This is a genomic window from Luteococcus sp. H91 (assembly GCF_038433135.1).
In the GTDB taxonomy this organism is placed as follows: Bacteria; Actinomycetota; Actinomycetes; order Propionibacteriales; family Propionibacteriaceae; genus Luteococcus.
Genome location: NZ_JBCDMV010000024.1, coordinates 15301 through 37680, shown reverse-complemented (window position 1 = coordinate 37680; position 22380 = coordinate 15301). Strand labels below are relative to the sequence as shown.

Annotated in this window: 21 protein-coding genes; 11 read left to right on the top strand and 10 right to left on the bottom strand. The window is 68.6% G+C overall.

Annotation, left to right across the window (positions count from 1 at the left end):
- Nucleotides 1-5 precede the first annotated feature (5 nt).
- Both AAEX57_RS12855 and AAEX57_RS12850 read left to right on the top strand, forming a co-directional pair.
- Complete coding sequence (locus AAEX57_RS12855; protein ID WP_342092779.1) at nucleotides 6-623, top strand: TetR/AcrR family transcriptional regulator; 618 nt, start codon at nucleotides 6-8, stop codon at nucleotides 621-623.
- A gap of 219 nt (nucleotides 624-842) precedes the next feature.
- A complete protein-coding gene (locus AAEX57_RS12850) occupies nucleotides 843-1541 on the top strand; it encodes an MOSC domain-containing protein (RefSeq protein WP_342092780.1) in 699 nt (232 codons plus the stop codon).
- Between the two features lie 694 nt (nucleotides 1542-2235).
- Here the strand turns inward: AAEX57_RS12850 and AAEX57_RS12845 are convergent.
- Together AAEX57_RS12845 and AAEX57_RS12840 are read right to left on the bottom strand one after the other, a co-directional pair.
- Entirely contained in the window at nucleotides 2236-2676 is a 441-nt protein-coding gene (locus AAEX57_RS12845; protein WP_342092781.1) for a pyrimidine dimer DNA glycosylase/endonuclease V, read from the bottom strand.
- Nucleotides 2677-2678: 2 nt separating this feature from the next.
- On the bottom strand, nucleotides 2679-3650 hold the full coding sequence (locus AAEX57_RS12840) for an SDR family NAD(P)-dependent oxidoreductase (protein WP_342092782.1): 972 nt from the start codon (nucleotides 3648-3650) through the stop codon (nucleotides 2679-2681).
- A gap of 366 nt (nucleotides 3651-4016) precedes the next feature.
- Here AAEX57_RS12840 and AAEX57_RS12835 point away from each other — a divergent pair, with 366 nt between their 5' ends.
- Nucleotides 4017-4205 (top strand): hypothetical protein, encoded by a 189-nt coding sequence (locus AAEX57_RS12835; protein ID WP_342092783.1) that lies wholly within the window; start codon nucleotides 4017-4019, stop codon nucleotides 4203-4205.
- A 140-nt stretch (nucleotides 4206-4345) separates the two neighbouring features.
- Here AAEX57_RS12835 and AAEX57_RS12830 read toward each other — a convergent pair whose 3' ends face one another.
- The 5 genes from AAEX57_RS12830 to AAEX57_RS12810 form a co-directional block, all read right to left on the bottom strand.
- The gene (locus AAEX57_RS12830; protein WP_342092784.1) at nucleotides 4346-4858 is read right to left on the bottom strand and encodes a M23 family metallopeptidase; all 513 of its coding nucleotides are present in this window, start codon (nucleotides 4856-4858) and stop codon (nucleotides 4346-4348) included.
- 360 nt (nucleotides 4859-5218) lie between these two features.
- On the bottom strand, nucleotides 5219-6739 hold the full coding sequence (locus tag AAEX57_RS12825; protein WP_342092785.1) for a xylulokinase: 1521 nt from the start codon (nucleotides 6737-6739) through the stop codon (nucleotides 5219-5221).
- A 175-nt stretch (nucleotides 6740-6914) separates the two neighbouring features.
- Nucleotides 6915-8624: a ribonuclease J gene (locus AAEX57_RS12820; protein WP_446721159.1), complete on the bottom strand. Its 1710-nt coding sequence runs from the start codon at nucleotides 8622-8624 to the stop codon at nucleotides 6915-6917.
- Between the two features lie 21 nt (nucleotides 8625-8645).
- A complete protein-coding gene (locus AAEX57_RS12815; protein ID WP_342092786.1) occupies nucleotides 8646-10244 on the bottom strand; it encodes a peptide chain release factor 3 in 1599 nt (532 codons plus the stop codon).
- Nucleotides 10245-10362: 118 nt separating this feature from the next.
- Nucleotides 10363-11094 (bottom strand): SH3 domain-containing protein, encoded by a 732-nt coding sequence (locus AAEX57_RS12810; protein WP_342092787.1) that lies wholly within the window; start codon nucleotides 11092-11094, stop codon nucleotides 10363-10365.
- A 319-nt stretch (nucleotides 11095-11413) separates the two neighbouring features.
- On the opposite strand from AAEX57_RS12810, the gene AAEX57_RS12805 reads away from it, so the two are divergent.
- Nucleotides 11414-11749, top strand: a complete 336-nt coding sequence (locus AAEX57_RS12805; RefSeq protein ID WP_342092788.1) for a DUF4333 domain-containing protein — start codon at nucleotides 11414-11416, stop codon at nucleotides 11747-11749.
- Nucleotides 11750-12024: 275 nt separating this feature from the next.
- Nucleotides 12025-13770: a hypothetical protein gene (locus tag AAEX57_RS12800; protein ID WP_342092789.1), complete on the top strand. Its 1746-nt coding sequence runs from the start codon at nucleotides 12025-12027 to the stop codon at nucleotides 13768-13770.
- A 78-nt stretch (nucleotides 13771-13848) separates the two neighbouring features.
- Here the strand turns inward: AAEX57_RS12800 and AAEX57_RS12795 are convergent, their stop codons facing one another.
- Nucleotides 13849-14811 carry an SPFH domain-containing protein gene (locus AAEX57_RS12795; protein ID WP_342092790.1) on the bottom strand — a complete coding sequence of 321 codons (963 nt, stop codon included), beginning with the start codon at nucleotides 14809-14811 and terminating at the stop codon, nucleotides 13849-13851.
- A 42-nt stretch (nucleotides 14812-14853) separates the two neighbouring features.
- On the opposite strand from AAEX57_RS12795, the gene AAEX57_RS12790 reads away from it, so the two are divergent.
- Nucleotides 14854-15402, top strand: coding sequence for an SRPBCC domain-containing protein (locus AAEX57_RS12790; RefSeq protein WP_342092791.1), 549 nt, complete (start codon nucleotides 14854-14856; stop codon nucleotides 15400-15402).
- 27 nt (nucleotides 15403-15429) lie between these two features.
- On the opposite strand, the gene AAEX57_RS12785 is transcribed toward AAEX57_RS12790, so the two are convergent.
- On the bottom strand, nucleotides 15430-16101 hold the full coding sequence (locus tag AAEX57_RS12785; RefSeq protein WP_342092792.1) for a TetR/AcrR family transcriptional regulator: 672 nt from the start codon (nucleotides 16099-16101) through the stop codon (nucleotides 15430-15432).
- Between the two features lie 160 nt (nucleotides 16102-16261).
- Between AAEX57_RS12785 and AAEX57_RS12780 the strand changes: the two genes are divergently transcribed.
- From AAEX57_RS12780 to metW, 3 genes are read left to right on the top strand one after another with little or no spacing between them, the layout of a single operon-like run.
- Nucleotides 16262-17563, top strand: a complete 1302-nt coding sequence (locus AAEX57_RS12780; protein WP_342092793.1) for an O-acetylhomoserine aminocarboxypropyltransferase/cysteine synthase family protein — start codon at nucleotides 16262-16264, stop codon at nucleotides 17561-17563.
- Entirely contained in the window at nucleotides 17560-18756 is a 1197-nt protein-coding gene (metX, locus tag AAEX57_RS12775) for a homoserine O-acetyltransferase MetX (protein WP_342092794.1), read from the top strand. Before AAEX57_RS12780 ends, metX begins: the two co-directional genes overlap by 4 nt.
- The gene (metW, locus tag AAEX57_RS12770) at nucleotides 18753-19370 is read left to right on the top strand and encodes a methionine biosynthesis protein MetW (protein ID WP_342092795.1); all 618 of its coding nucleotides are present in this window, start codon (nucleotides 18753-18755) and stop codon (nucleotides 19368-19370) included. The genes metX and metW overlap by 4 nt, the downstream gene beginning before the upstream one ends.
- On the opposite strand, the gene AAEX57_RS12765 is transcribed toward metW, so the two are convergent.
- A complete protein-coding gene (locus AAEX57_RS12765) occupies nucleotides 19351-20304 on the bottom strand; it encodes a 5'-3' exonuclease (RefSeq protein ID WP_342092796.1) in 954 nt (317 codons plus the stop codon). The two genes, metW and AAEX57_RS12765, sit on opposite strands and share 20 nt — an antisense overlap.
- Nucleotides 20305-20347: 43 nt before the next feature.
- Here AAEX57_RS12765 and AAEX57_RS12760 point away from each other — a divergent pair, with 43 nt between their 5' ends.
- Entirely contained in the window at nucleotides 20348-20800 is a 453-nt protein-coding gene (locus AAEX57_RS12760; RefSeq protein ID WP_342092797.1) for an Lrp/AsnC family transcriptional regulator, read from the top strand.
- A complete protein-coding gene (gene lnt, locus AAEX57_RS12755) occupies nucleotides 20784-22355 on the top strand; it encodes an apolipoprotein N-acyltransferase (protein WP_342092798.1) in 1572 nt (523 codons plus the stop codon). The genes AAEX57_RS12760 and lnt overlap by 17 nt, the downstream gene beginning before the upstream one ends.
- The last annotated feature ends 25 nt before the right edge of the window (nucleotides 22356-22380 follow it).

Below are 22380 nucleotides of genomic sequence, written 5' to 3'. Positions count from 1 at the left end.
GCGTGATGGGGCGTGGACGCGGAACACCAGCAGGGCTGAACGCACAGGTCCTCCGGCAGGCGGTGCTCGAGGTAGCCGACACGGAGGGCCTGGACGCGGTGAGCGTCCGCAACGTGGCGCGGCACCTTGGGGTGGAGGCCATGAGCATCTACCACTGGTACCCGAACAAGGACGCGCTGCTCGCGGCAGCCTGGGACGAGGTCGTTTGCCGGCTCGACCCCGATGCCTTGTCCACGCAAGCGTCTTGGCAGGACTATGCGGGCGCTTTCGCTGACCAGCTCCGCGACCAGCTGCTGCGACACCCCAACGCGCTGCCGATCATGCTCGGTCGGCACGTCAGCACGCCGGAGTCCATGACCGTCATCGACCGCGTCGTCGCCAGCCTCCACCAGCGGGGCCTGTCGTACGCGTCAGCGGTGGACGTCGTGAACACGCTCAGCATGTTCACCATGGCCCACGCCCTCAATGAGTACGCCCTGCCCCGTCGACAGACCCCCGCGCCCGACCCTGAAGCTCATCCGGCACTGTGCGCGGCCTTAGCCGAAGGCATTCCCTCCGGCGCCGCAGTCGACCTCGACCACTTCCGCCGTGGAGTGGCTGCATTGGTCAACGCCGCCTGTTGAGAAGCGCTACTTTGCCGCGAGTCATGGAGTGTGACTCTTTGACGGTGTTGGAGAGCTGGTTGGCTGCTTCGCCCAGGACGGTGAAATTCCACAGCAGCGTTTCGGCGGCGGGGCGGATGACCGTCGAGACACTGCCAGCGGACCTGAGCACTCGAACTCCTCATCGTGGGCTGACCACGTCTCCGGGCACTCCGGGTGCTTGACACTAGGTTTGGTCCCATGCCCTTCCGTGTCACCCGCATCCGGCGTTACCCCGTCAAGTCTATGGGCGGCGAGGAACTCCGGTTCGTCCAGCTGGACCACCGGGGTGTGGCGGGCGATCGATGGTTCGCGGTGGTCGACGAGGAGGGGCATCTCGCCTCGGGCAAGGACTCACGCCGCTTCCGCCGTCACGACGAGGTCTTCGACTTCTCGGCCCGCACCGACGGCTTCACCGTTCACGTGGACGGTGACGGGCAGAGTTGGATGGCAGGAGACCCAGAGCTGGATGCCCACCTCTCGGCGCGGATGGGCACGCCCGTCTCTCTGCGCCCCGAGGGTCCCGTCCCGCACCACGACGGGAGCCCCGTCTCTCTGGTGGGCAGTGCAACCCTTGACTGGTGCGCCCGCGAGTGGGGAATCGACGCGGACCCCCGCCGCCTGCGTGTCAACGTGGTGTTGCAGACCAGTGAACCGTTCGCAGAGGAGGCCTGGGTGGGTCTCGACCTGGCCTTCGGCATCGCGCGTCTCCACGTCACCGAGCGCATCCCGCGCTGCCGGATGATCGACGTGCCTCAGGACGGTGCCCCAGCCGGGGACGGTTGGCTGAAGTACCTCGGGCGGGAGCGTGACATGAACCTTGGCGTCTACGCCCGGGTCGTCACCCCGGCGGCGATCACCGTGGGTGAGCGCGCGAAGCCGGGTGCCCCGCTCATGTAGGACCGCTACGTCCCCCAGCGGATCTGCTCTCTGGGGATCTTGGATGCGGTGGAAGCTGCCGTGCTGTGCGTCTGCTCATGATCGTCTTGCTCGCCGGCTGACCCACTGCCGCCACAGCAGAGTGGCCACGCAAGCTGCCGCCATCAACAGGGGTCCGGTGTGACCCGTGACCCCGAGTAGCCAGGCACCGGAGCGACCTCTGCGGCTTGAGGGCACCGGGCCGTCCGGGTCCCAGCTGGCACGTGTTGTGCCTTCAGGGCCGACGCCATCGGTGAACCAGTCGATCGTCCGGGTGATCGTGCCGTCGTCGCTGGTCCAGGTGCCATGTGAACGACACCGCCCCGAGGGCTGTGGTGCGCATCCAGCCTCCGTGTAGGTACCCATCACCGGGTCGTGGTTCTGCGGCACCACCCCGGGCACCGCCAGGACGAGGAAGACCACCGCCGTCACGGCCAAGGCGAGGTCACCTCCGGCCCAGTGTCCGCGGCGAGGGTTACGGGTCATGGGTCCAGTGTGGCAAGTAGAGGTGCCATCGGTGGCCGGCGCGGCCGCCCGGCCGTCCAGGCAGGCCGCGCCATGGTCACCATTCTCCTGTCACTCGTGACAGCAATCTGTTACGGCACCGCAGACTGCTGCGGTGGTCTGGCCAGTCGATTCTCGCACGTGATCCGCGGGCTGGTCACCCCGCACACGGTCAGTCTGGGCATACTTCTGGGGGGCGCTCCCAGCCCTCGACGGGCCCGGCCACCACCCGGAAGAGGGGATGCGGATGTGCCCCGTCCAACCTCGGCAACCAGTCAGGGGAGCGTTGGGTCACCTTACGCTGCAGGTGGTCGGCCTCGAAGGCCAGCTGGCCGTCGGTGACGCTCAGCAGCCCGGGCAGGTCGGCGGGCTCGACGATACGAGACCGGTCGAATCGGTAGCCGCGCGCGTCGGCCTCCTCCGCCAAACCGCAAAGCCACGCTCCCACGGCCCGCACCGGCTCGTCCGCGGCACGGAAGCGTTCGAGCTGCGGATGGTGTTGGTAGCCCTTCGTCAGGCCTTGCAGCACTTTCTGTGCCAGCAGCCCCTCACGCCAGCCGGCCACGAGTGCCATTCGGTCGAGGTGCTGCGGGTGCAGGCTCCACAGGCGCACGCTCAGGCGTCCGGTCGCTCGTTGGTGCGTCGACTCGCCCGGTCTCCCAAGGTCGTCAGACGGTTCACCAGCGGTGAACCGAGGCGTTCACGAGCCTCGTCGCCACGGATCACCTCAGGCTGGTCACCCTTGGGCAACACCCGGCTGACGAGCCCCATTGCGCGCACCGTGACGCCCGGCAGCACACCATGCACGCGACTGGCCAGGTGCGACAGTGGCGAGACGAGCGCCACCGGCCGTCCGCGCAGCACTGCCTCGACCATCTGGTGAGCGGCCTTGTTTGCATCCATGCTCAGGACGGGCAACGAGGCCGCCGGGGCAAACCACGCGTACTGCCGCGGTGCATCACCATAGAACGTGGCCGCCGTGTGCGAGCCGGTGCGCATCAGGCCGGGGACGATGGCGGTGACGGTGACACCGGTGCCCGCCAGCTCGGCAGCCAGGCCCTCGCTGAAACCCACGGCGGCGAACTTGGCCGTCGAGTAGGCCAGCAGCCGGGGCGGGCTGACCTTGCCGCCGATGGAGGCGACGATGCCGATTCGGCCGTGCCCGCGCGAGGTCATCAGCGGCGCCACGGCGAGGGCCAGATTGATCGGGCCCCAGGCCATCACGTCCATCGCCCGTTCGAAGTGCTCACGTCGGGTGGCCTGCCAGGGCCCGACCTCGATGATGCCGGCAACGTGCATGGCAACCTCGATCGGCCCGAGCTCGGTCTCGACGCGCCGCACGGCAGCCTCGACAGTCTCCCCGTCACTGGCATCGCAGGGGACGACCAGGATCTGGGCGGCCGGTGCGCGGGAGAGCAGCTGCAGGCGGGCGCGCTGCAGACTCGCCTCGTCACGGGCACACAGCGCCAGGTCATGGCCCCGTTCGGCCAGCTCCTGGGCCAAGAGCAGGCCGAGACCGCGAGAAGCGCCCATCACCAGGGCAACCGGACGTGTGGTGGTGTCAGCGCTGGGCGAGGACTGGGCCATCAGGGGCTCCTTCTTGGTACTGGCGGGGAAGTCGGGCACATCACCCGCAACCATTGTTGCGGTTCGGACGAATCGGCGTCACGCCCACGGGGGTGAGGCTTCCCTAACCCGATGCCGCATCTGCTTGCGATCGGGCCCCACCCCGCGGTGTCGGCGAGGGCCTCGTTACAGGCTCGTTGGAGCGGTGCGCGGGAGCCAAACTGACGGTCCTGGGCCGTCGTGCGGCGCGGCGCAACAACAAGGAGGGGCGACCGCACCATCAGGCCGGGCGGTTGCGCTCAGGGCTCAAAGCCCTCCCCAGCGACGCCCCGGTTCGCCTAGCGTGGCAGCCGCAGGACCATCCACACCCGATCCGAGGAGGACGTCGTGACCGAGAGCCCGTTCAAGCCCGATGTCGATCAGGACCCGGGCCCCGACATGCCGATGTCGGAAACCCGGCTGAACCCCGTGGACGAAAACACCGACGAGATGTTCGACGCGTCGAGCGGCGCCGCCGACGATGCCCGTCACGCGGCTGGCGAGCTGGACGCAGAGGCACACCTCGACGAGCACTGACCGCATCCCCGTCCAGGTGGGCGACGCCCAGAACGCGTGCCGCGGCGCCCACCGGGGTGGTGGTCACTCCTGCGGGGGGGGCTCAACGAACACATCGGCGCCGTCGCCGACGTGGGGCATCACGGGCACACGGTAGTCGGTCAGCTCCGCTGGGCGCGCAAGAAGCTCCACGGGTGCAGGGCGCTGCGATAGGTGCCGCCCACCGGGCGCACCTCGAAGTGCAGGTGAGGACCGTCCATGTCCTCAACCCCGCTCATCCCCGAATGCCCCAGCAGATCGCCGGGGCCAACTCGCTGCCCGTCCTGCACGACCACCGACGACAGGTGGCCCAGGACGATGTCGTGGCCGTCGGAGCGCAGCAGCAGGGCCTTCACGCCATACACCGTGCCCAGCGATGCGGGACGTACCCGGACCGTGCCCGAGATGGCGCTGCGGACCGGGGTGCCCACCGGGAGATCGATGTCGATGCCATGATGGCTCCCGGTCTTGGCATACCACGGGGCGTCGCTGTGGCCGAAGGACAGCATCACCGGATGCGTGCCGTCGAACCACGGGCTGGTGAAGCACCCGTGCTCCTCGGCACGCGTCACGTAGAAGCGACGGTTGCCCTTCCAGTAGTCGCTGGAGGCGGAGCACTTCGACGGGTCGAGCACGGCGCCATAACTGGTCCTGGTGATGGCTTCCGTCGTCGGTGAGGTTGTGGGTGTCGATGAGCTCGTGGGGGTGGGTGAGGTTGTGGGTGTCGATGAGCTCGTGGGGGTGGGTGAGGTTGTGGGTGTCGATGAGCCCGTGGGGGTGGGTGGGGTCGAGGGTGTCGAGGAGACTGCTGCGGAGGGCGAGCGGGAGGGCGTGGCGGGGGCCGACCCGGGGGTCGGGACGGCCCCGGACTGGTTGACGATCGTCGAGATCACCACGACCCCGGCCAGCAACAGTCCGACGCCCACCGCGGTCAGGGCCAGGACAAGAAATGGCCACCACCTCGGCCGCGGCTGCCGACGTCCTCGCATCGCGGGTCAGCTCCCGTGCCGCTGGGCGAAGTCCGCCTGCCGACGGAAGGTCTCCTGCAGCGCCGGGTAGAGCCCGGCCTGGATCTCCGCCAGCTCCCGATAGACCTCGTGCGCCTCCAGATCCGGCTGGACCACCTCGCCCAGGTGACACATCGCCGTGGCGGTCTCGGCCATCGAGCCGTGCACCCCCAAATGGGCCATCGCCATAACGGCCGCACCGAGCGCGCTGACCTCCTCGGTCTCGCAGCAGGTCAGGGGCAGCCCCAGCGCATCGGCCATCATCTGCCGCCACAGCGGGCTGCGCTGTCCGCCGCCCATCACCCGGACGCTGGTCAGCGGGGTGCCGGTGGATTCCTGCAGCCCGACGAGATTTCGGGCGACGGCGACACTGAGACCCTCCAGGATGGCTCGGTAGATCTCCGGCCGGCCATGGGATCCGGCCAGACCGACGATCGCGCCCTTCGCCAACGGATCCCACTCCGGGCTCTGCACCGCATTCCAGTAGGGGAGCACGCTCAACCCACCGCAGCCGACGGGCACCGCTGCCGCGGCCTCGTCCAGGGCGGGGTCCGGCTTGCCCTCCATCGCCGGATCACCCAGCTGGCTGCGGAACCACCCCGCAAGATAGGCGCCGGAATTGTGCACCACCTCAAGCACATAGTGACCGGGCAGCCCGGCGGCGTCGGTGCGGTAGACGTCGGCGGTGCGATATTCAGGGCTATGTACCCCGGCCACCACCGCGGTCCCCATGTTCAGGTAGGCCTCGTCGGGGCGCACTGCGCCACAACCCAGGCCGGCGGCCTGGCCGTCGCCGCAGCAGGCCACCAGCGGGATCGGCCCCGTCAAGCCCAGATCAGCGGCCACCTCGGGCAGCAGCTCGGCCAGCACCTCACCCGGCGGAACCAGTTCCGGCAGCTGCTCGCGGCGAAGACCAGCGGCCTGCACCAACTGGTCGCTCCAGGTGAGTGCGGCCATGTCCAGCATGCCGAGGCTGTCGGCGGTGGCGGCCGAGTCCAGCCACTGTCCGGTCAGGGCGTGGGTCAGGTAGCAGTGCACGCTGGCCACCATCGTGGCCCGGGCGACGTGGTCCGGCTCGTGCTGGCTCAGCCAGGCAATCTTGTAGATCGACGGGGTGACATCCGGCTGGAAGCCGCTCAGCCGGTGTACCTCCTCACTGCCGATCCGCGCCACCTGCTCGCTGGCGCGCCCATCCAGCCACAGGATGCCGGGACGGATCGGCTCGCCGGTCTCGTCCACCAGGGCGAAACTCTGCCGCTGGGGGGTGACGGCCATCGCCTGGATCCGCGCCCGATCGGCGGCGTCCAGCTGGCCGATCGCGTCGGTGACGGCCTCGCGGGTGCTGCTCCACCACTCGCGCGGATCCTGCTCATAACGGTCCATCCCCGGGGTGAGCATGGCGACGGGGCGGCTGGCCTGGGCCAGCACCTGCCCGGTGGCGTCGACGACGAGGGCCTTGGTGCTGGTCGTCGAGGAATCGACGCCGATCACCAGTGGCGTGGTGTCCATCTGCAAACCTCCAAGTTCGTGATGCGACGGTGCATCAGGCCCACCAGCCTAGGACCTGCAGGGGCCGTGCTGGCACTGCTGTGCGATGAACCGGGAGGCGCGGCGCTACCGGGAGCACATCGTCACGCGGCTGGTGGAGGCCTGACAGACAGGCGTCCACCAGCCCACGTCGCGACTACGCGTCGATCAGAACCGGGATCACCACGGGACTGCTGCGCCGCCCGCGCTGGAACCAGTTGGTGACGGTGCGGAAGACCTCCTGCTCCAGCACCTCCTGGTCGGTCCGGCCGGCGGAAACCGCGCTGTGCAGGGCCTTCTGGATCTTCGGGGTGAGCTCCTCGAATTCCTCGGCGCTGGGCAGGGCACCCTTGCTGAGGTATTCGGGATCCTCCACGATGTCGCCATTCTTCGGGTCGATGAACAGCAGCACCGTCACCACGCCGTCCTCGGCCAGGGCGCGACGATCGGCCAGCGTCTCGTCGGTGACGACGTCCACCTTGCCGCCCTCGACGAAGACCTGCCGGGCCGGGGCCTGCCCGACCACCTTGATCCGGCCGTCGACCAGGTCGATCACCGCGCCGTCGCGCACCACCAGCACATTCTTCTCGGGCACGCCGGTGCGCTTGGCGATCGAGGCCTGGGCGTCCAGGTGACGCCACTCGCCGTGGATCGGCAGCACATTGCGTGGCTTGATGATGTTGTGGCAGTAGGCCAGTTCACCGGCGCTGGCGTGCCCGGAGGTGTGCACCTTGGCATTGCCCTTGTGCACCACATTGGCGCCCAGCTCGGCCAGCTGGTTGATGATCGAATAGATGGAGCTCTCGTTGCCGGGGATCAGCGAGCTGGCCAGCAGCACGGTGTCGCCGGGGCCCACCTTGATCTGGTGGTCGTTCTTGGCGATCCGGGCCAGGGCCGCCATCGGCTCACCCTGGGAGCCGGTGCAGATCAGCACGGTCTTGTTGTCGGGCATCCGGCTCAGGTCGCGGTGGTCCACCAGCACGCCCTCGGGGATCTTGAGGTAACCGAGATCCCGGGCGATGCCCATGTTGCGCACCATGGAACGGCCGACGAAGGCCACCTTGCGGCCGTGCTCGTGGGCGGCGTCGATCACCTGCTGGATGCGGTGTACGTGGCTGGCGAAGCTGGAGACGATGATCCGCTTCGGGGAGGTGCGGAAGACCTCCGCGATCGCCGGTCCCAGATCCCGCTCACCGGTGGTGAAGCCGGGCACCTCGGCATTGGTGGAGTCGGGCATGAAGACGTCGACGCCCTCCTCACCGAAGCGGGCGAAGGCCCGCAGGTCGGTGATGCGCTGGTCCAGCGGGAACTGGTCCATCTTGAAGTCGCCGGTGTTCAGCACCGTGCCGCCCGCGGTGCGGACGAAGACGGCCAGGCCGTCGGGGATCGAGTGGTTCACCGCGGCGAACTCGCAGTCGAAGCTGCCGACCTTGACCCGGTCACCCTCACGCACCTTCTGCAGCACCGGCTTGATCCGGTACTCCTGCAGCTTGGCACTGATCAGGGCCAGGGTCAGCTCGGAGCCGACCAGCGGGATATCGGGGCGCAGCTGCAACAGGTAGGGCACGCCACCGATGTGGTCCTCGTGCCCATGGGTCAGCACGATGCCGTCGACGGCGTCGAGCCGGTCCGCGATCCAGGCAAAGTCGGGCAGGATCACGTCGATGCCGGGCTGGTCGGGGTCCGGGAAGAGCACGCCACAGTCGATCACCAGCAGGCGACCGTCGATCTCCAACACGTGCATGTTGCGGCCGATCTCACCCAGGCCACCCATCGGGACGATCCGCAGCACCCCCTTGTCGGGGGCGGTCAGGGCGTCCTTGGCGGCGGACTTGGGCTTACGGGACGAGGAACGATTGCGAGCCATCGATGCTCCTTTCGAGCGGGGTCAGGCGCTGGCCGGGCCAGCAGGGTCATGGGTCAAGGATTCGAGCAGGACGTCGGGATTGCGCTGCCGGAAGAAGCGCGCCTGCCATGAGTCGGCGAACAGGGCGAGCAGTGCGCCGTCACTGCGTTGCGCCACCTCGGCGCCGGGATGGGCGTCGATGGTGGGTGCGTCGGAACTGCGGGTGAGCATTGCCAGGCCGAAGGGCAGGCCGTCCAGGCGGATCGGGGCATTGAACTCGTGCTCCATCCGGTGACTGACCACCTCGAACTGCATCGGCCCGACGGCGGCCAGGATCGGCATCTGGCTGGGGCGACGATCCGAACGCAGCACCTGGATCACGCCCTCCTGGTCCAGCTGCTCGATGCCGCGCTGGAACTGCTTGTGCCGCGACGGATCGACAGCGCTGGCCTGCCGGAAGTGCTCCGGCGGGAAGGACGGGATCTCCGGGAAGGTGACCGGCTCGTCCAGGTAGAGGGTGTCGCCGGCGCGCACGTCACCGGCATTGACCAGACCGATCACATCGCCCGGCCAGGCCTGCTCGATGGTCTCACGATCCCGCCCGAAGACATTGGAGGCGTACTTGGTGGCCAGCGGGCGACGATTGGCAGCGCGGGTCACCACGTCGCCGCGGTGGAAGACGCCGGAGCAGATCCGGGCGAAGGCCAGCCGATCGCGGTGGTTGCGATCCATTCCGGCCTGCACCTTGAAGATCTGGGCGCTGAACGGGGCCTCCAGCGGCCGCGGCGAACCGTCGACGTCGGGCCGGGGATGCGGCGGCGGCGCCAGCTCGGAGAGCACCTCCAGCAACTGGCCGATGCCGAAGTTCAGCACCGCCGCGGCGAAGAGCACCACGGTGCTGCGCTGCGCCAGGTAGTCGTCCAAGTCATGGGCATAGCCGTCGGCGGCCAGCAGTTCCGCCTCTTCGGCGGCGGTGGTGTAGACCTCGCCCAGCCTGGCCTCGGCCTCGGCCGGGGTCATCCGCTCCTCGATCGCCAGCGTGCTGCCGCCGGGTGTGCGGGTGTACTGGATGTACTCGCCGGTGCGGTTGTCGATCACGCCATGGAAGTCGCCGGCGATCCCAACCGGCCAGGTCAGGGGCGTGGGACGCATCCCGGTGCGCTCCTGCACCTCGTCGAGCAGCTCGAGCGCCTCGTGGCCGGGGCGGTCCCACTTGTTGATCACGGTGATGATCGGGATGCCGCGCTGCTTGCACACCCCGAAGAGCTTCATGGTCTGCGGCTCCATGCCCTTGGCGGCATCCAGCAGCATGATCACGCTGTCGACGGCGGTCAGCACCCGGTAGGTGTCCTCGGAGAAGTCGGCGTGGCCGGGGGTGTCGACGACATTGAAGACCAGGTCGTCGTGCCGGAACTGGATGGCCGACGAGCTGATCGAGATGCCGCGGTCCTTCTCCATCTCCATCCAGTCGCTGACGGTCGCCTTGCGGCCTGCCTTGCCATGCGTGGCCCCGGCCTCGTTGAGAACGTGGGCGTGCAGCAGCAGGGCCTCGGTGAGCGTCGACTTGCCCGCGTCGGGATGGCTGATCACGGCGAAGGTGCGTCGCCGGGAAGCGTGCGTGAGCAGCTCGGCAGTATCCACAGGGGCGGTCTCCAGAATGAAGGCGAAGGCGCGGGCGGGTGCCCAAGCCGACCAATTGTTTCACAGCACGGCATCGGGCCCGAATCCTCGACGAGGACTCGGGCCCGACGGCGGGCGGTCAGCGAACGCTGACGTGCACGTGGTTCTTGTGGTTGGCGTTGTCGCTGCCGCGGTTGGACATGTAGCGCCAGCCCTCGCTGGAGCGCTGCACCGACCAGATCTTCTGGTCCCAGATCACGTAGCTGACGCCCAGTCGCGACGCATTCGCGCGCAGGTGGTTGGCGATCTCGGAGCCCAGGGCCCGGTTGGAGCGATAGTTCGGGATCATCACGTCGACGGCGCGGCCCGAGCCGTGGTCGCCGCCGTCACCCGCACGGTAGCCACCGATGCTGGAGATCTGCGGGAAGTTGTTGCGAACGGTGACGGCCACCCGGTAGCCGTTGCCGTTGACGCCGCGCGGCATGCTGATGTGGCGGGCGCTGCTGGTGACCGCGGCGCGCTTCGGGGTGACCTTGGACTTGCTCGTCTTCACGGGAGCCGTGGTCAGGTAGCGCTTGGACACCCAGGCCTGGCGGCCCTTGTAGTTGACCGGCTGCCAGCCGCGGGTTGCCGAGCCGGCGTTGCCGACCCGGTAGCCCTTCTTCAGGGTCCCGAGGGTGCGGTAGCCCTTGCCGGGGCCGGTGCGCAAGTAGACGGTGCCGGTGGCGTACCAGAGCTTGGCCTTGGCGGCGGGCAGTTGGCGCGACGGGGCGGTCGGCGCGGCGTGCGCCGTTGAGGTGCAGCTGAGGGCCACGGGCCCGGCGCTGATGGCCATCAGGGCCACGGAGGCGATGGTGGAGCGCATCTTCATGAAGGGTTCCTGACATGTGGGGTTCGTTTGACTGCCAGTGAACCTTGGCACATTTTCCCCCGCAGCTGAAATTATCTCAGAATGTCTCTCAGGATTTGAGGGGGTGCACGGAGTGCCCTCGGGGCGCGGAATTCCCGTGTGTGCAGGGGTCTGGGTTATCTGAGGAGTTCCTGTGAGCTGAGATCTGGTGACACACGGCTCTGGCTCTCAGTTCCATGCCCCTTGGCGTGCGATTCAACACGCGGTGAATTCTGGGGCTTAACTGAACGGGCAGATCGACGGTCAGAGGGGGTGGTCCCCACGCATCCAGCGTTCCATCATGGCGAAACCACCTGTCACCGCCGTGGCCAGCCTGCTGGCCCTCGCCCTGTCCATCACCGCTTGCTCCACGTCGGTCAGCACCAGGCGCAGCATGGAGAAGAGCAGGATGGAGACGAAGGTCTCCGAGATGCTGACCGAGAAGGTCGGTCAGAAGCCGGACAAGATCGAGTGCCCGGGGGATCTCAAGATGAAGCTGAACGAGAAGATGATCTGCACGCTGACCGCCGGAGCCGACCAGCTGCCGGTGGATGTCACCGTCGACAATGCCGACGAGGGCAAGGAGCACATCCAGATCAAGGTGGGGGAGACGCCGATCCCGATCAGCACCCCCTGACGCGTCCTCGCGGGGTCACTCGGCGGATCGCGGAGGAGGTGGGGCGTTTGGGCATCCTGGCCGCTGGCCGGGGACTCCTCTCGTCGGCGCTGAATCCCTTGTGACTAGGGGTTGTTGCGACAATTTGTTGAGTACGCGCAGCTATGTCTAGCATCTGACCCAGTGGACTTCGCAGGGGTCGGGCGGACCCTTGCGAGGCGCGTCCAGAGGGACGGCCCGGCGGGGGCGTGGTTCCACCGACCCACCCCCCCGACAACCGAAGGACCATTCCCGACATGATCCGTCATGCCCGCTTCGGCGCGCCGATCTCCGGCGCCCTCGCCGCCGTCCTGATGGCTGGCATCCTCGCCCCGACCCCGGCCGGCGCCGCCAAGGCCACCACCTTCACCACCGAGAGCCCGGTCCTGACCTCCAAGCAGGTCGGCCAGACCCTTGCCCTGCGGGTCACCCCGAGTGACTCGGGCAGTATCGACTGCACCACCGTCGGCTTGGCCCTTGTTGGTGGCCAGAAGCTGCCCGTCAACTGGTACCTGTCCGGCTGCTGGCGGGGTGGGGTCAATCTCGTGACCCCCATCACCCGCAGCATGGTGGGCAAGGCCGTCCGGCTGCAGGGTACGGCCACCGGCATGAAGCGCAGCCCCGCCGGCAGCAGCACCATTGGCCGGGCGAAGGCAACCAGCCAACCCGTCGTGCTGGGCCAGGCGCCGGTCCCGCCGCGCCCCGAGCCCACTGCCACCAAGCCCATCGCACCCAAGCCCACCGAACCCAAGCCCACCGAACCCAAGCCCACTGCACCGGCCAAGCCCGACGCGGGAGCCACCCCACAGCCGGGCGGGAGGATCGCCTCGCTGCAGCTCCCGCGGATCGCCTGGGAAGGCGGCCCCGGCTACTACTCCCGCTTCCCCGATGCCGTCCGCGGCGGCTGGACCAGCCCGGCTCACTTCCCGATTGCTGTCTGGTGGGGCGGGGCAAGCTCCGATGCGGAGGTGCGGGCCGACAAGGCTCTGGGGATCAACACCTATGTCGTGACCAATCCGTCCATGGACCATCGCCTCTTCGCCCGTAACGGTGTCAGCTACATCGGCTCCGGGGTCCGCAACCAGCCCCGCAGCGACCGGGCCTGGGTGGGGGACTACCTGGACGACGAGGTGGACGGGCGCTTCGCCCCGCAGCCCGGCCTGGCCCACCTCAAGTCCATCGCGAACAAGCTGCCAGACCACCGCAAGTTCCGCTACGCCAACTTCACCGGCATGCTGATCAGCTGGCACCAGAACAACCCGGCGTGGAACAAGGCCGCGGACAGCTACGCCAATTCCTTCACCGACACCGTCAGCCTGGACACCTACTGGTACTCCACGGGCCAGTGCAGCTGGGCCCAGCCCAATGGCTTCGCCTACCAGACGCCCTTCACCAAGCAGACCTGCCGCAGCCCGCAGAACTACGGCCGCACGGTGGAGTCGATGCGTTGGCGGGATGCGCGCGACGGCAAGCTGCAGCCGGTGTGGAATTTCATCGAGAATGTCGACGTGGCGGCCGACGGCACCAGCTTCCACGATCTGACACCGGCCGAGGTGAAGGCGGCCGCGATCAGCTCGATCATCCACGAGGCCCGTGGACTGATCTGGTTCAACCAGTCCTTCGGTGGCAAGTGCAGCACCGGCAATGCGCTGCGCGACGCCCAGCGTCCTGGCTATGCCTGCCGCGCCCAGGTGCTCGCGATGGGTGAGGTCAATCGGCAGGTCCAGGCCCTGGCACCGGTGCTGAACACCCAGTCCTACCGGTGGGATTTCGGGCCGGGGCTGGAGACGATGCTCAAGCTGCACGACGGGTCGGCCCACATCTTCGCGATGAGCAGTGACGCGGTTCATCCCGGCCGACGCACCTTCACCCTGCCCCCGCAGCTGCGGGGCCGCAGCATCGAGGTGCTGGGCGAGAACCGCACGATCACCCCGGCTGCCGATGGCACCTTCACCGACACCTTCGCCAGCCTGACCAGCTACCACGTCTACCGAATTCGCTGAGCCCAAACCCCGGGCCGCACACAACGGGTCCCGGCACTCCAGAACGGAGTGCCGGGACCCTGGTGTTGTGCAGCCGGTCTACTTCTTGGTCTCCTGGGCCGTGGGCGTCGGCGTCGTGGAATCGACAATCACGCCGCTGCCGCCGCCGCTGGCCGGCCAGCAGGAGAAGCCGACCGGGATCTGCTGGCCCTTCTGCACCATCTCGGACATCTGGTCCAGGCACTTGCTGACCAGCACATTCGGGTCCTTGCTGACCGAGGCGGCCAGCTCCTTGTTGGCCGCGGCCTCGGCCGCCGCGGTCTTCTTGCGCTGTTCCGCGATCCGGGTATTGCCAACCTCGGTCTGGTAGGCGTCGATCCGGCTCTGGGTCTGCGGGTCGAAGTCCACCTTCGGGATGATCACCGAATCGATCACCAGCCGGTCGCCGATCTTCTCGGTCAGGCGCTTCTTCACCTGGTCGGCCACGCTGTCCAGGCTCTTCGCGTCACCGGTGGCGGTGGCCAGCGGGTTGTAGTCCTTGAAGGCCTCGTTCAGGGCGGCGGAGAGCTCCTGCTCCTGCAGGGCGGGGCCGATCCGCTCGAAGGTCTTGTGATCGCGGTACAGCCGGTCCGCCGCGTCGGACTTGATCCGCCAGCGCACCGCATTCTGCACATAGGCCACGGACTGGTTGCCCAGCCGGATCTCGGTCCGCTTGTCGCCCAGGTTGTCGTCGATCTGCACGGTGCCATCCATCTTCACCACCCGCTCCCACGGGGCCTTGATGTGCAGGCCGTTCTGCATGGTGCCGACGGGGCGCCCGAAGGCGACGCGGATGCCCACCTGCTGGGTGGGAACCAGGGTCACGCAGGAGACGGCCAGGGCCACCAGCCCGGCCAGCAGGGCCCCACCACCCAGCACCCGAGCGGTGGTGCGAGGAGCCGGGCCGGACTTGGCCGGCTTGCCCTTGCCGGGGGAGGTGACGGTGGGGGTGGTGGACAGGGAACGGGAACCGAAAAGGGCGATCAGGCCGATCACGACCAGCGCTGTGGCTAGGAGGAACATGTCTTCCACTGTAAGGGTGGTCGGGGTGCAAGAATGGCCGTCATGACCACCAGTCTCACCGACGATGCGCTTGCCACCCTGACCCCAGCCCGTGTGCGACTGGGCGTGCTCACCCTGACCTGCCAGCTGCCGGCAGTCCAGGACGAGGTCTGGCGCTGGATCACCGAGCCCGACGAGCTGGCGCGCTGGTCACCGATCGTGCCCAACCGGTCGCTCGACGGCGTGGGCGAGGCCACCAGCAGGGAGACCCCCGACGCCGAAGAGGTCGACGCCACGGTCACCGAGGCCCGCGCGCCCTGGTTCCTGGAGCACCGCTGGGGCCCCGAGGTGATCACGTGGCAGCTGGCGCCCTCCGGCGAGGGCACCCAGCTGAACCTGGTGCACGAGCCCTCCCAGTCGGAGCAGATCGCGGAGCTGGCGGCGGGCTGGCACCTCTGCCTGGTGGTCCTGCGTCGCCTGCTGGCCGGCGTCGAGACCGGACGCTGTGTCGGGCAGGACGCCGTGGCCCATGGCTGGCCGCACGTGCGCGATTGCTATGCCGAACTGTTGAAGGAGCAGCTGCCCGATGGCAGCTGTGGCAGCGACGCCTGAGGCCAGCCGGTCATCGAGTGGTCAGACTCAGACCCTCAGCCCGCTGATCGCGGTGGTCAGCACCTCGTGCACGGTCTCCAGCGGCATCTCGGGGTTGTAGGCGCGCCGGTCCAGCGTCGCCACCACCAGCGCCCCCAGCAGCGGCATGGTGACATTGCTGACCTTCTCCGCCGGCAGCAGCCGGCTGCCCTTGGCGGCGGCCCGATCCTCCGCCAGTTCGGCCATGATCTCCAGCAGGGGCTTCATCAGCACGTCCCGGGCGTCGGCCAGGCACTTCGACCACGGCCGCTGCAGCCGGAAGAGCTCGGTGACCAGCACCTGGGCGGGGGCCGGCGCGGCGTCGGCGGCCCGGAGCACCCGCCACACCGCCTCGCTGAGCGCATCCCAGCCGCGTCGTCCCTCCCGTGCGGCCTGGACGTCGTCGGCGATGGTCTGCGCGGCCTCCTTGATCAGCTGCTCGAACAGGTCGGCCTTGTTCTTGTAGTTGTAGAAGATCGTGCCCTTGCTGACCCCGGCGGTCTCGGCGATCTGTTCCATGGAGGTGCCGGTGTAGCCCTGTTCCGCGAACAGTTCGCTGGCCGCTTGGACGATCTTGCGTCGGGTCTCCACCTTGCGCGCGCTGCGCCCGTCCACCCGGCCCCGCGCGGTGAGCGGCATGTCGGAGGAGTGGGACGGCAGGCCGGTGTGCACTTTGACCACGAGTTGTTCCTCCCGACGCTCGACAAGTGCCAGCCAATCTAGCTGACCGAGCGGGTCCGAATTGTGTTTGTGGTCACATCTTGGCGAGGTGACCACCCCTCGAAGCGCTCCGGTTAGCCTGAGGACTCGTCGCCCCACCGGGGCTGGAAGGAGCACTCCCATGAGCACCCCCACCGATCCCCGCCACCCCGCGACCTTGGCTGTCCACGCCGGCCAGGAGACCGCGGATCCGACGACGCACGCCCGGGCGGTGCCGATCTACCAGACGGCCGCGTTCACCTTCGACTCCACGGAGCACGCCGCGAGCCTGTTCTCGCTGGCGCAGCCCGGCAACATCTACTCCCGGATCATGAACCCCACCACGAGCGTCTTCGAGGAGCGGGTGAATGCGCTGGAGGGCGGTGTCGGGGCCCTGGCCACTGCCTCCGGTGCGGCGGCCGTGACCTATGCGGTGCTGAACCTGGCGGGAGCCGGCGACAACATCGTCGCCATGTCCACCCTGTATGGCGGTACCTTCGCCCTGTTTGCGCACACCCTGCCGCAGTTCGGGATCGAGGCGCGTTTCGTGGACCCGTCGGATCCGACCGCGTTGGCAGAGGTGGTCGATGAGCGGACCAAGTTGGTCTTCGGCGAGTCGATCGGCAATCCGACGCTGAATGTGGTGGACCTCGACGCCTGGAGCCAGGCCGCCCACGCCCTGGGGCTGCCGCTGGTGATCGACAACACCGTGCCTTCGCCCTACCTGTGTCGTCCCTTCGAACACGGCGTCGACGTGGTGGTGCACTCCGCCACCAAGTATCTGGGTGGGCACGGCACGGCGATGGGCGGCGTGATCGTGGATTCCGGCCGCTTCGACTGGACGGCGAATGCCGAGCGCTTCGCCAACATGACCGGGCCCGACCACGCCTACCACGAGGTGGTCTGGACCGAGGCCGCCGGTGCGGCCGCCTACATCACCCGGGCACGCACCGTGCTGCTGCGCAACACCGGCGCCACCCTGACCCCGATGAACGCCTGGCTCTTCCTGCAGGGGATGGAGACCCTGCACCTGCGGATGGAGCGACACTCGGCCAATGCGTTGACCATTGCCCAGCACCTGGAGCAACACCCGGACGTGGCGTGGGTGAACTACCCGGGGCTGGAGGCCAGCCCGCAGAAGGCGGTCGCCGACCGGGTGCTGACCGGGCAGGGCTATGGCGGCATCGTCAGCTTCGGCCTCAAGGCCGGCCGCGAGGCCGGTTCGCGATTCGTCGATTCGTTGGGGCTGTTCAGCCACCTGGCCAATATCGGCGACACCAAGAGCCTGGTGATCCACAACGCCACCACCACCCACTCGCAGCTCACCGAGGATGAGCTGGTGGCCGCCGGGGTGCCGTCGGAGATGGTGCGGTTGAGCATCGGCATCGAGCACGTCGACGACCTGATCGCGGATCTGGACCAGGCGCTGGAGGCCAGCCGGTGACATCCGACGCCGACCACCCCGGTGACCACCCCGAGCCGGGGCAGCTGGGCCTGGTGGAGACCCAGTCGGTGGAGCTGTTCAGCCCCGAGCAGCCGCTGGTGCTGGCCAACGGCCAGACGCTGGGGCCGATCACCGTCGCCTACGAGACCTATGGCGAGCTGAACGACGAGCGGGACAATGGCATCTACATCTGTCATGCCCTGACCGGCGACGCGCACGCCGCGGGATGGCACGAGGGTGACAAGCACCCCGGCTGGTGGGACAACCTGATCGGGCCCGGCAAGCCGATCGACACCAACCGCTGGTTCGTGGTGTGCAGCAATCTGCTGGGCGGTTGTCAGGGGACCACCGGGCCGTCGTCGATCAATCCGGCGACGGGGGAGCCGTGGGGACTGGACTTCCCGCTGCTGGACATCACCGACTTCGTCACGGTGCACCGGGAACTGGCCCGCCGGCTTGACGTGCGCCGCTGGCACGCGGTGGTGGGCGGCTCGATGGGCGGGATGCAGGCGCTGGACTGGTCGCTGAAGTACCCCACCGAGATGTGCAATGCCGTGGTCATTGCCTCCACCAGCCGGCTGACCGCGCAGAACATCGCCTTCTCCGCCGTCGGCCGCGAGGCGATCATGCGCGATGAGTCCTTCCACGGCGGCGACTTCGCTGCGCAGGGGGAGAATCCCGACGTCGGGCTGTCGATCGCGCGGATGATGGCGCACATCACCTACACGAGCGAGGAGGGCTTCGACGAGAAGTTCGGCCGCCGCCCCCAGTTCGGCGACAGCACCCGCGGCTTCGGGGTGGACTTCGCCGTGGAGAGCTACCTCGAGCACCAGGGGGAGGCCTTCCTGGGCCGCTTCGACGCCCTGAGCTACCTCTACCTGACCCGGGTGATGGACTACTTCGACCCCTTCGCCGCACGCGACGCGCTGGATCTGGTCAAGCAGCACCCGGTGAACTACCTGGTGGCCAGCTTCGACACCGACTGGCGGTTCAGCACCGAACACTCCCGGCGGATTGCGCAGGTGCTGGAGCGCGGCGGGCTGCCGGTCAGCTTCCGGGATTTCCGTTCGCCCTGGGGGCATGACTCCTTCCTGCTGGAGGTTCCGCCCTACCACCAGACCGTTCGGGCCTTCCTGGAATGCGAGTCCGCGAGCCATCCCCACACCCACAGCGGACGGACGGTGAGCGCATGAATCCGCATCGCTACGGCCTGCGGCCGGATCTGGAACTGGTCGCCGACCTGGTGCCCGAGGGGGCGCGGGTGCTCGATCTGGGCTGCGGCGGGGGCGAACTGCTGGACGTCCTGGTGCGCACCAAGGGCTGCCACGGCACCGGCGTCGAGAAGGATCCCGACGAGGTGCTGCGCGCCCTGTGGCGCGGCGTGCCGCTGCTGGAGCTGGACATCGACAGCCAGCTGGAGCAGTTCGCCGATGAATCCTACGACGCGGTGGTGCTCAGTCGTACCTTGCAGACCGTCCGGAACCCGGAACAGGTGCTCACCCAGATGGCCCGGATCGCGCCCCGGATGGTGGTCTCCATGCCCAATTTCGGGCTGTGGCGCCACCGGCTGCGGCTGCTCAGCGGGCACATGCCGCGCAGCAAGGACCTGCCCTTCACCTGGTACGACACCCCCAACCTGCACCACGCGACGCTGGTGGACCTGGAACGCTTCTTCGGTGGCCTCGGGCTATCGATCGAGCAGCGGATCGCCCTCGACGAGGGCGGCCACCGCAGCCGGCTGGCCGGCGCACGGCCCAACCTGCTGGCCGGCGCCGGGCTCTACGTACTCACCCGGCCAAGGCCGTGAGGATCCGCTCCAACGAACCACCCAGCCCCCACCGCTGGTCCAGCGCAGCGAGCGCGGTGCGGTCGATTCGTTCGGGCCTGATGGTCAGCGAACCGTCGGCGAGTTCGGGCAGCGGAAGGTCGGGCACCACCCGGACCACCTCGCGGGCCGCGGCCAGGTAGTCGACGGCCCCGGCCAGCTTGGCACGCACCGAGGGGCTCATCGTGGACTCGGGGTCGCCGGCTGCTGCCAGCATCCCCTCCAGATCGCCGTGGCTGGCCACCAACTGTCCGGCTGACTTGTCGCCGATGCCCTTCACCCCCGGCAGTCCGTCGGACGGATCGCCCCGCAGCACCGCAAAATCGACGTAACGGTTGGCGGGCACGGCGTACTTGGCCTGCACCCAGGCCGGGTCCACCAGGTCATGTTTGGCGACCCCCTTGCCGATGTAGATGATCCGGGTGTGCTCGTCGGCCAGCTGGAAGAGGTCCCGGTCGCCGGTGACCACCAGCGACTCCCCGTCGTGCTGGCTGGCCAACGATCCGATCACATCGTCGGCCTCGTAACCGTCGCGGCCCACGACGGCGATTCCCAGCGCTGCCAGCACCTCGCGGATCACCAGCACCTGGTGGGCCAGGCCCTCGGGGGACTCCTCGGCCAGGCCACCGGTGGCGGCCAGGGCCCCGGCCCCGACGACGCCCACCCGGTCGGCCTCTGCCGCGCCACCGGCCACCCGGTGGGTCTTGTAGCTTGGCAACAGCTCCACCCGCCAGGCGGGCCGCCAGTCATTGTCCCAGGCACAGGCCAGGGCGTCGGGGGAGTACTGCTCCACCAGCCGGGCGATCGCATCCAGCAACCCCCGGACTGCATTGACGGGCTCGCCCTGCGGCGAACGCATGCTGGACGGCAGACCGTAGAAGGACCGGAAGTACATCGAGGCAGTGTCAAAAATCATGAGCTTGGCGCTGTTCACATGAAAATAGTGTCACCATGTGCCCATGGAAAGCACAGATCAGCAGATCTTGGCGTTGCTGGCGAGTGAGGGGCGGATGTCCTACACCGACATCGGCCGGGAGACGGGGCTGTCCACCTCGGCCGCCCAGCAGCGGGTCCGACGCCTGGAGCAGCGCGGCATCATCTCCGGCTACCACGCCACGATCAACCCTGAGTCGCTGGGGCGAAACCTGACGGCCTTCATCTCCATCCGTCCGCTGGATCCGGAGACCGACGAGGCCACCCCCGCGAAGCTGGACGGCATGCCCGAGATCGCGTCCTGCTTCTCGGTGGCCGGCGACGCCTCCTACCTGCTGGAGGTGCACGTGGGCACCCCGGCCGAGCTGGATGCGCTGCTCACCCGGATTCGCACCGCCGCCAATGTGACCACCGTCACCACCGTCGTGCTGACCACCATCTTCCGGGACCGGCCGATGCTCAATGCGCCGAGCGCCTGAACGTCTGATCGCCCTCGTGCTGGGCGCCCTGGCGGGCACCGCGTGGCAGTCGCTGGGCTGGTGGCCGACCATCTTCGTCGCCCTGGCCGGCTTCGGGCTGCTGATCGGGCGCACGCAATCAACCGAGCCTCCCCGAGCCCTGCGCCGGGCCGCCGGGCTGGGGTGGTTCTTCGGGCTGGGACAGGGGATCGTCGCGCTGCACTGGGTGTACGTGATCGGCTGGTACGTGGTGCCGCCGCTGCTGTGTTTCATGGCCCTGTGGCAGGCCCTGGTGGGGCTGGCGATCGGCTGCGCCCACCGGCTCAGCACCAACCCGGTCGTCGTGGCACTGCTGAGCGCCTGCGCCTGGTCGTTCTCTGAATTCGGCGCCGGCCGGGTGCCCTTCGGTGGCTTCGGCTGGCTGCGGCTGGCCTACACCCAGATCGATTCCCCGCTGGCCGGCTGGCTGCCCCTGGTCGGCGTGGGCGGGCTGAGCTTCGTGGTCGCCCTGCTGGCCCACCTGGTGGGGGCGCTGCCGGCCCTGTGGCGTGGCCGACGCTGGTACGCGGTACTGGCCGCGAGCCTGGCGGCCCTCCTGGTGGCCGGTGGCCCGGCTGCCGCCCGGCTGACCCCCGTCGAGCCCCCGGAGCCGGGGGAGAAGCCGATCAACGTCGGCGTGGTGCAGGGCAATGTGGACGGTTCGGCCGGGCCACAGGCCATGGGCTATGCCCGCTCGGTCACCGACAACCACGTCAGCCAGACCGTCACCCTGATGGCGCGTGCCCGGGCCGGCCTCGATCCGATGCCGGACTTCGTGCTCTGGCCGGAGAACTCCACCGACATCGACCCGACGACCGATCCGCAGACCGCTGCGCTGGTGGAGCGGGCCAGCCGGATCACCGGCCTGCCGATCCTGGTGGGGGCCGTGATGGAGGGCCCCGGCGTCGACGAGCGGCAGACCAGCGCGCTGTGGTGGACCACCCAGGGGGAGATCACCGCTCGTTATGACAAGCGCAACCTGGTGCCCTTCGGGGAGTGGATCCCCCTGCGCAAACAACTGTTGCCGGTGCTTCCGGTACTCAGCCAGGTGGGTGCCCAGTCGATTCCGGGCAGCATGCCCGGCACGTTGCACGTCACCCTGGCCGACCAGAGCCCGCTGGTGATCGGCGACGTGGTCTGCTTCGAGCTGGCCTGGGATTCGACGGTGCACGACACTGTCACCCACGAGGCCGAGGTGCTGGTGGTGCAGTCCAACAACGGCACCTACACGGGCACCGCGCAGCCCCGCCAGCAGTTCGCCATCACCCGAGCCCGGGCACTGGAGCTGCGCCGGGAGATCGTCGTCGCCACCACCAATTCGCTGTCGGCCCTGGTGCATCCCGACGGCAGTGTCACGGGCCTGACCACCGAGGGCACCGCCGCGGCGCGGACCTTCACCGTGCCGCGCCGCACCGGCATCACCCCGGCGGTCCGCACCGGGCCGGCGATCGAGCTGGCGGCCTCGGTGGCCGGCCTGGTGATGATCCTGGCCGGTGCGGGCCGTGCCTTCACCCGTCGAGGCTTGGCCGGTCAGTAGACTGGAAAGACCGGCACACAACGAC

Coding starts and splice junctions, on each gene's coding strand:
- lnt (WP_342092798.1), top strand. CDS start 20,784: ATGCGCCGAGCGCCTGAACGTCTGATCGCCCTCGTGCTGGGCGCCCTG.
- AAEX57_RS12825 (WP_342092785.1), bottom strand. CDS start 6,739: ATGGACACCACGCCACTGGTGATCGGCGTCGATTCCTCGACGACCAGC.
- AAEX57_RS12800 (WP_342092789.1), top strand. CDS start 12,025: ATGATCCGTCATGCCCGCTTCGGCGCGCCGATCTCCGGCGCCCTCGCC.
- AAEX57_RS12840 (WP_342092782.1), bottom strand. CDS start 3,650: ATGGCCCAGTCCTCGCCCAGCGCTGACACCACCACACGTCCGGTTGCC.
- AAEX57_RS12760 (WP_342092797.1), top strand. CDS start 20,348: ATGGAAAGCACAGATCAGCAGATCTTGGCGTTGCTGGCGAGTGAGGGG.
- AAEX57_RS12795 (WP_342092790.1), bottom strand. CDS start 14,811: ATGTTCCTCCTAGCCACAGCGCTGGTCGTGATCGGCCTGATCGCCCTT.
- AAEX57_RS12850 (WP_342092780.1), top strand. CDS start 843: ATGCCCTTCCGTGTCACCCGCATCCGGCGTTACCCCGTCAAGTCTATG.
- AAEX57_RS12810 (WP_342092787.1), bottom strand. CDS start 11,094: ATGAAGATGCGCTCCACCATCGCCTCCGTGGCCCTGATGGCCATCAGC.
- AAEX57_RS12820 (WP_446721159.1), bottom strand. CDS start 8,624: ATGGCTCGCAATCGTTCCTCGTCCCGTAAGCCCAAGTCCGCCGCCAAG.
- AAEX57_RS12765 (WP_342092796.1), bottom strand. CDS start 20,304: ATGATTTTTGACACTGCCTCGATGTACTTCCGGTCCTTCTACGGTCTG.
- metW (WP_342092795.1), top strand. CDS start 18,753: ATGAATCCGCATCGCTACGGCCTGCGGCCGGATCTGGAACTGGTCGCC.
- AAEX57_RS12780 (WP_342092793.1), top strand. CDS start 16,262: ATGAGCACCCCCACCGATCCCCGCCACCCCGCGACCTTGGCTGTCCAC.
- AAEX57_RS12805 (WP_342092788.1), top strand. CDS start 11,414: ATGGCGAAACCACCTGTCACCGCCGTGGCCAGCCTGCTGGCCCTCGCC.
- AAEX57_RS12855 (WP_342092779.1), top strand. CDS start 6: ATGGGGCGTGGACGCGGAACACCAGCAGGGCTGAACGCACAGGTCCTC.
- AAEX57_RS12790 (WP_342092791.1), top strand. CDS start 14,854: ATGACCACCAGTCTCACCGACGATGCGCTTGCCACCCTGACCCCAGCC.